7 protein-coding genes are annotated in these 7166 nt (G+C 64.0%); 3 read left to right on the plus strand and 4 right to left on the minus strand.

The annotated features are described in order from the left end of the window. The first annotated feature begins 79 nt into the window (after positions 1-79). Entirely contained in the window at positions 80-700 is a 621-nt protein-coding gene (locus B2696_RS08730; RefSeq protein WP_376752398.1) for an AMIN-like domain-containing (lipo)protein, read from the plus strand. Here B2696_RS08730 and B2696_RS08735 read toward each other — a convergent pair. From B2696_RS08735 to B2696_RS08750, 4 genes are all read right to left on the minus strand, one after another. Then, positions 697-2250 (minus strand): DNA polymerase Y family protein, encoded by a 1554-nt coding sequence (locus B2696_RS08735; RefSeq protein WP_286955023.1) that lies wholly within the window; start codon positions 2248-2250, stop codon positions 697-699. The genes B2696_RS08730 and B2696_RS08735 overlap by 4 nt on opposite strands. After that, the gene (locus B2696_RS08740; RefSeq protein ID WP_286955024.1) at positions 2247-2948 is read right to left on the minus strand and encodes a hypothetical protein; all 702 of its coding nucleotides are present in this window, start codon (positions 2946-2948) and stop codon (positions 2247-2249) included. The genes B2696_RS08735 and B2696_RS08740 overlap by 4 nt, the downstream gene beginning before the upstream one ends. A 76-nt stretch (positions 2949-3024) precedes the next feature. Further along, positions 3025-3660 carry a LuxR C-terminal-related transcriptional regulator gene (locus B2696_RS08745; RefSeq protein ID WP_075729191.1) on the minus strand — a complete coding sequence of 212 codons (636 nt, stop codon included), beginning with the start codon at positions 3658-3660 and terminating at the stop codon, positions 3025-3027. A 2-nt stretch (positions 3661-3662) separates the two neighbouring features. After that, positions 3663-4811, minus strand: coding sequence for an ATP-binding protein (locus B2696_RS08750; RefSeq protein WP_286955026.1), 1149 nt, complete (start codon positions 4809-4811; stop codon positions 3663-3665). Between the two features lie 113 nt (positions 4812-4924). On the opposite strand from B2696_RS08750, the gene B2696_RS08755 reads away from it, so the two are divergent. Together B2696_RS08755 and B2696_RS08760 are read left to right on the plus strand one after the other, a co-directional pair. Then, on the plus strand, positions 4925-6019 hold the full coding sequence (locus B2696_RS08755) for a PspC domain-containing protein (protein WP_286955028.1): 1095 nt from the start codon (positions 4925-4927) through the stop codon (positions 6017-6019). Positions 6020-6030: 11 nt separating this feature from the next. Then, positions 6031-7056, plus strand: coding sequence for a threonine aldolase family protein (locus B2696_RS08760; RefSeq protein WP_075729188.1), 1026 nt, complete (start codon positions 6031-6033; stop codon positions 7054-7056). Positions 7057-7166: the final 110 nt, after the last annotated feature.

The following is a 7166-nucleotide window of genomic DNA, read 5'->3' on the forward strand; positions in this document are numbered from 1 at the left end:
TAGCGCTCCCCACGCCGAGGAAACTCCACGCCGGTGGTGCGCCTTTGCGGTTGTCCGCAAAGCCCTTTAGCCTGAAAGCATGTTGATGTCTCATAAAGTGTGTTGCGGAGTCCTCGTGATCTGCTCCGTGACACTAGGCGCCTGCGGCCGCAGCCCTGATGCAAGCAGCACCTCGGCAGCGCCGTCCACCGTCGCCGCGACGGTGGACAGCGTCGAGGCCACCGCCCCTGCTGAGACCCCCAGCGCGGGCATCTCGCCCTTAGGCAACGCCAATAGCGAGATGAAAACACTGCGGCCCCAGGCTCCCAGCCAGCTCGTTGTCACGGACGTGCGGGTGGGAAAACACCAGGGTTTTGAGCGCATCGTCTTCGAGTTCACCGGAGATGGCGAGCCGGGTTGGTTCATTGATTACAGTGACACCCCCACCCAGCAGGGCTCAGGCAAGCCCGTGGCCTACACAGGCAATACCGCCCTCAACGTCAATATCGACGGAGTGGTCTATCCCTTCGAGCTCAACATCGACGATCCTAATATCGGCACCACCCACGGCGCTGGCGGTTTCGTCACCGAAGTTGTCAACACCGGGACCTTCGAAGGCCGCTGCCAGTTTATTATCGGGATGAAGGAACGCCACGCGTATTCCGTGCAGACTCTACAAAATCCCACCCGCCTCGTCATCGACGTCTTGCAGGCCGGCTAGGCGTAGCTCGCCTCGACGCGCCACTTTCCTCCCCGCCAGAGCAGGAGCCAGGCCCGCTGGCGCTGTTCCCCTTGTCCCTGCCCGAGCACCTGCAGACGGGCAAGCCGCTGCTCTTGGCCTTTCCACCAACCAATATCCACCGGCCATGGCCCTGCCCAGCCGATGACCGCGTAGCGGTGTTGCCCCCAGCCCAGCGCGTGAGGGGTGCTGCTCAACAAGGTCTCCGCGGTGACATAGACTTCCGCGGCACTGGCATCTATAAGACGGATGCGCGCGGCAGGATGTGCCCCGGCTAGCCGCGCAGGCAAGGGTGCGGGAATGCGCCCCGGCCAACTGCCCTCGGGGGCCGGATCGCGCTTTTCGCCATAGGGAATAAACTCGACGCGCTCAGCCACCCCGCGACCTCCGCTGTCCCACGGCTGGAGCACCCGATCGATGCCAAGCTGCGCCTGCACCCGCGAGATCACACGCTTGGCATCTTCTTCCGAGGAACCGCTTCCCCACAGGCCCTCCCCGTCCGGGTGAGCCACTTCGATGGGCTCGAGGATGAGGGACACGATGCCGGCGCCGTCCTTGCCCTGAGCGCGCGCGGAGGTCAGCCACCCATCGAGCTGCCAGCGCACGCGATCCGCCGTGGCCTCTTCACTCAGGGCAGATCGCGTGCGCCAGACCCGTTCTAGAACCTGCTCGTTGGCCAGCTCTGCCATTACCCGCAGGCGCAGGCAGGCCCATCCGCCCTCCCGCAACCGCGCGTGCAGGCGCGCTGCTAGCTCCCGCGCGGCGAAAGCTGCGGCATCAACTCGCTCGATGGGTTCCTCCAGCACCGTCTTCACCGCCAGCTCCGCGCGCGCGGGCTCGGGGGCCACCCTCCTGTCTGGTGCCGCGCTCGCTATGGCATGGCAACGCCTCCCCGCCTCCCCAAAGCGCGAACTGACTTGGCGCAGCGGCAGGCATGCCAGGTCCCCCAAAGTCTTGAGGCCCAGACGTCGGAGCTGTTCAACCAGTTCTCCTGCACAGTCCAGCGCCACCTCCGCCGCGAGGACCCCTATGGGCTGCGGCTCTAAAAACTCCCGCGAACCTCCCTCCGGGATGACAGCGCCCAGCTGTCCGTCTCGCGCGGCGATCAGTGCGGTGGCAATCTCCCCTGCCACCCCAACGGTGGCATCAAGACCACGCCGCGACACGGCATCCACCAACATTTCCACTGCGGCATCCTCGCCGCCGTGAAAGCGTCCCGCCGCAGCCGCATCCACGATGACTAGGCCCGGCCTTATCACCTCGACAGAGGAGGCCACCGCGTCTAGGCCGGCGGTGAGCTCGGCAAAAAGCGCCCCCTCGCGGTCCGGCTGAGACCCCACGATGGAAACCTCGGGGCAGATGGCCTGGGCCTGGCGCACCCGCATCCCCCGCCTAATACCCACCCTGCGTGCCGCAGCATCACAGGCTAAGACCGCGTTGCTTTTCTCCACGATGGCTGGGCCTTTAAAATCCGCGTCCATGCGCGCAGCCTGGATGGGCCAGTCCGGAAACCACAGCGCCGCTATCCTCATACCGCCTCCAAGCGCCTGCGCTTGCCGCAGCTTATTACCCCTTGCGCAGGCCGGGCCTCCTTTGCACTTACGCGCACGGAGATATCAAGGCCGTTGATGCGGCCCGTACCCCTACCCAATCCGCGATACGTGGTCACCTCCGCCGAGATATGGGTATGCGTTCCCGGCAAGCCTCCACCCACGGTGACCAGTGCGGCCTTAGCACCGCGCAGCTTGGCCAGCACCGGACGCGCGCTGGCCGGGCTAAGGGAGACCGCTGGGGCGTAATGGATAACTAGATCTAGCCCCTCCACGAGGACCCCCGTCACTGCCCATGGCTGCGGTCCTGGATCGGGGATGGCAATCACTTTGTCCATATCGCCATCCTCGACCACCTGTGCGAATGACAGTTCCGGCCAACCCACCACCGCCACATATCCACCCCGGGCACTAACATAGGAGATCAGCTCCACGACCAAGGCCGGACAATCCGTGCAGCGCACGGCCTGCCGACGCCGCAAACCCCCAAAGGGTAGAAGTTTGGCCAGCTGCGGCGGGGTATCCACCCCCTCCACCTCCACATCCTCGGGTGCCACGGGGGCGGCCGGAGACTCCGACGCAGCCTCCATGGCCTGCAGGCGGGCCCGCAGCGCGGCCACCTGGCCAGCCCTATCCCCACCGGCCACGGCCGCCAGTGGGCGAACGTGTGTTTGATTCATCCCCCTAGTATGTACCCCGCTAGGGACACGTGCAAATGTGTGTTCGAATACTGCGGGAAGCCGGTAGTGAAGGTGCCTAATCTAGGTCGCGGCGTGCCGCCCAGCGCGTGAGCTGGTAGCGATTCGATTGCTGGGTCTTGCGCAAGATATTCGAGGCATGAGTCTCCACCGTCTTCACCGAGATGAATAGCTCTCGGCCAATCTCACGGTAGGTATAGCCGCGCGCCAAAAGGCGCAGCACCTCCAGTTCGCGCCGCGTCAGCGCATCCACCACCGGATCCTCCTCGGCGGGTGCGGGAGCACCGGAGGAGAAGGCATCGAGCACGAAGCCTGCCAGCCGTGGGGAAAAGTACGCATCCCCGCTATCGACCTGCTCGATGGCGTGCACCAGCTCTGGGCCGGAGATATTCTTCGTGACATAGCCGCGCGCGCCTGCCCGAATCAGGGAGATGACATCCTCTGCCGCATCAGAGACCGACAGCGCCAGGTACTTCGGGCCAGGCGCGCCTTGCACCACGGCCAGTCCGCCGCCTTCCGGCATGTGGACATCAAGCAGGACCACGTCTGGGTGCTGGCAATTAATACCCTCGATGGCCTCTGGGACCGTTCCTGCCTCACCGATGATCTCGATGCCCTCACCTGCCGCAGCGATCTCCGCGTGCACGCCGGCACGAAACACCGAATGATCGTCGACCAAAAAGACTTTCACCATGGCTACAAAGCTACCGTGAGCACAACCTCGGTGCCCTCACCCGGCGCGGATTTGATGCGGCAGCTGCCCCCAGCGGCGTCCGCTCTGGCCTGGATACTCTCCCGAATCCCGTGCCGATCTTCCGGAATATCAGAAACATCGAAGCCGGTGCCGCGATCACGCACGAAGATAGAGAGCTCACCGGCAAGAATCTCCGCATAGACATCGACGGAATCAACTTGGGCGTGCTTGGCGGCGTTGACCATGGCTTCACGGGCAGCCATCACTATAAGCTTGCTCTCCTCGCTCAAGGCGGTATCCTCCCCCACCGTCACCGCGGATAGCCGCAGATTAAACAGGTCCTCGACCTCCCCGCAGGCCGCTTCCAAGGCACCGAATATGGTCTCGGGGGAGGCGGAGTCGGCGTCGAAAAGCCAGGCGCGCAGCTCGCGTTCCTGGGAGCGCGCCAGGCGTGAGACCTCCTGGGGATCCTCCGCCCGCTTTTGAATGAGCGCCAGAGTCTGCAGGACGGAATCGTGCAAACGCGCGGCGATCTGGGTGCGCTCATCCGCCGCCGCCTTCGCCGCCTGCTCCTGGGCCAGCGAACGCCACAGCTTCAGCACCAAAGGCACCACCAGCGCCCCAAAGCCGAGGAGGGTAAGGAAGGTGGCAACGATAACCCCGCCCGAGCCCGACTCCCACGTGAGCGCCATGAACACGATGCACACGATGACAAGCCCCGCCCCACCCACGATGCTAACTAGGCCTAGCTTCGAATCCAGGCCCCGATCATAGGCCTGCCACGCCATGAAGGCGCCCACGGCAGCCAAGGCCAAAGGCACCAAGGCACCCGCGCTAAAGCCCGAGGCCAAAGCCACGGCGGCAAAGGTGCCGAGCACGGCGGCGAGCACCAACCAAAGGGCAACGGCAGCGGGCTTTTTACGCGGTCCATCCTCCTCCACCGAGGTAGACATCCACAGCCCGGCATAGGCCAAGGCCCCGACCCCGCCCAGCAACGTCAGAGCCGTCAACGCAATGCGCACATAGACGACGTCGACCCCAAGATTATGCGCCAACCCCGCCGCCACGCCGGCCACGACGCGCTCTGAGCGCGGGCGCACCATCGTGGGATACGCCGCCGCGGAGGAGCCGGAAAGGTAGGGCGATTTCATAGACTCTATAGTGGCACGGCCAGCCCCTAGTCCACATCGGGGACAACCCTGAGCCCAAAAGATCAGGGTGCTCCCCGATGTATTTCGCACCCTTCCCCCGCCATACTTGAGGCATGACACGCCAAGGACCCCGCGAGGAGAGCCCGTATTCCGGACCGGCTAGCCCGCGAGAATCAGACTTCTCCGGAACCCTGCACGCCATGTGGAACTCTAGGCCGCCGCGTTTGCCCTCCGCTCAAGGCGGCAAGGCCCATATCGCCGGCGTCTGCGAGGGAATCGCGGTGCGCTATCAACTCGATCCCACCATCGTCCGCGTCGCCTTCGTGGTCTCTACCATCGCCTTCGGCGGCGGCATCGCTGCCTATGTCGCAGCATGGGCCATCATGCCGCGCTACGGGAAGAAGACCTCTCCACTCGAGGAAGCCTTTGGCCGCCACGACGGCGAGGCCTCCGAGGCCGGCCTGGGCTGGGGCCTCATCATCGCCTTCGGCATTGCAATGGGAATCGGCCCGCTCATCGGCGGCGCCAACCTCTCCTCGCTGCTGGTTCTCTCACTCTTCGGGCTGGCCTGGTATATGCTCCATCGCCGTGAGCCCGTTCCTCCAGCTGGACTCTCCGCTACCGAGCAGCCCACGCGTCACGAGGCAGTCGACCTCAGCGCATTTACCCCGGTGGAAGGCTACCCCTTTCCCCCGGGCCATAAGGCACCGCCTTCCTGGGATCCGCTCGGGGTCGTGCCCGAGGCCTGGGACCTGCCAGATCCTTCCCCACGCCCCCAGCCACGCAAGCGTGGCCGCGGCTTAGCCATCGCTGCGGGATGGATCCTCGCCATCGCCGCCGCCCTCGGGCTGCTGGCCTACCTCAGCTATGACTCCGGGGAGAGCTCCTACTCCTCCACCGTGAGTGTAGGCATCGGGGAGCTTGAGCAGACCCCGCGCAGCGAGGAAGATCTGCCGGAGCACTACGATCTCGGCATTGGTTCCGCCACCATCGACTTCTCGCAACTACCTGGGCTCTCCGCCCCGCGTGATGTCACGGTGGACATGGGAATAGGCGAGCTCAACGTGACCCTGCCCGAATCTATCCCCTTCAACCTCACCTGTGATTCGGGAGTGGGGCAAAGCAACTGCACCCCACGCAGCGACCCGGAAGCAAAGCTGAATATCCACATTGATCACGGCGTTGGAAGTGTCAAGGTCAACGGATAAACTTACAGCCCATGATCCACTTTGGTAATGACTATCACCGCACCGGCCACCCCGCCGTCCTCTCCGCCCTCGTAAAAGCACAAGATTCCTACCCGGGATACGGAGAGGACCCACTGTGTGAGAAGGCCAGGGCGGAGATTAGAAACGCCTGCGCCGCCCCGGAAGCAGGAGTTCATTTCCTGATGGGTGGAACCCAGGTTAATACCACGGCAATTGCCGCCACTCTTCGGCCCTGGCAGGGAGTCATCAGCGCGGATTCCGGGCATATCAACACCCATGAGACCGGCTCCGTCGAGCATTCCGGGCACAAGATCCTGGCCTTGCCCGGGCACTTGGGCAAGATCACCGCCGCGCAAGTTACCCAGTGCGTGGAAGAGTATCGCTCCTCCGGCACCATGGAGCACGCAGTAGAGCCAGCCATGGTCTATATCTCCCAGCCCAGCGAGTACGGCACCGTCTATTCCTTGGCGGAGCTGCGCGAGTTGCGCGAAGTCTGTGACCGCTTCTCGCTCACGCTCCTCGTTGACGGCGCCCGCTTGGGCTATGGACTCGCCGCCGGGGACGCCACGCTGCCCGATCTCGCGCGCCTGTGTGACATCTTCACCATCGGCGGCACAAAGTGCGGCGCTTTATTCGGAGAGGCCATCGTCTTTCCGCATGGCGGGGACGCCTACTTCCGCAATGCCATGAAACAAAACTCCGCGCTTCTGGCAAAGGGCTGGTTGCTTGGCGCGCAGTTTAGCGCGCTCTTCCACGACAATCTCTATGAGGAGATTACCGCCCATGCCAACGAGCAGGCGCAGCGCATTGCGCACGCCTTCGCCGCGGCCGGAATAGACATGCTCTTTGACTCCCCCACCAACCAGCAATTCGCACTGTTGACCCAAGAACAGGAAGATGAGCTCTCCCAGAACTACGTGTGCCAGTTCTTCGAGCCGCACGGGGATCTGCGCGCGGTGCGCTTTTGCACCTCGTGGTCCACCAATGACGAGGATATCGATGCGCTCGTCGGCGACATCGCCAACCTCGCCCGCTAAACCGGCTCTTCTGGTTGTAGAGTGCAGTGGTTTTGTTGGTCGGTCGTCCTCCGCTTGGGCCCAATCCTTCAGGATAGGCCGGATGGCTTTGCTACCGCACTGCCAAGTTC

This window comes from Corynebacterium sp. UBA4397 (assembly GCF_002390965.1).
GTDB classification, from domain to species: domain Bacteria; phylum Actinomycetota; class Actinomycetes; order Mycobacteriales; family Mycobacteriaceae; genus Corynebacterium; species Corynebacterium flavescens.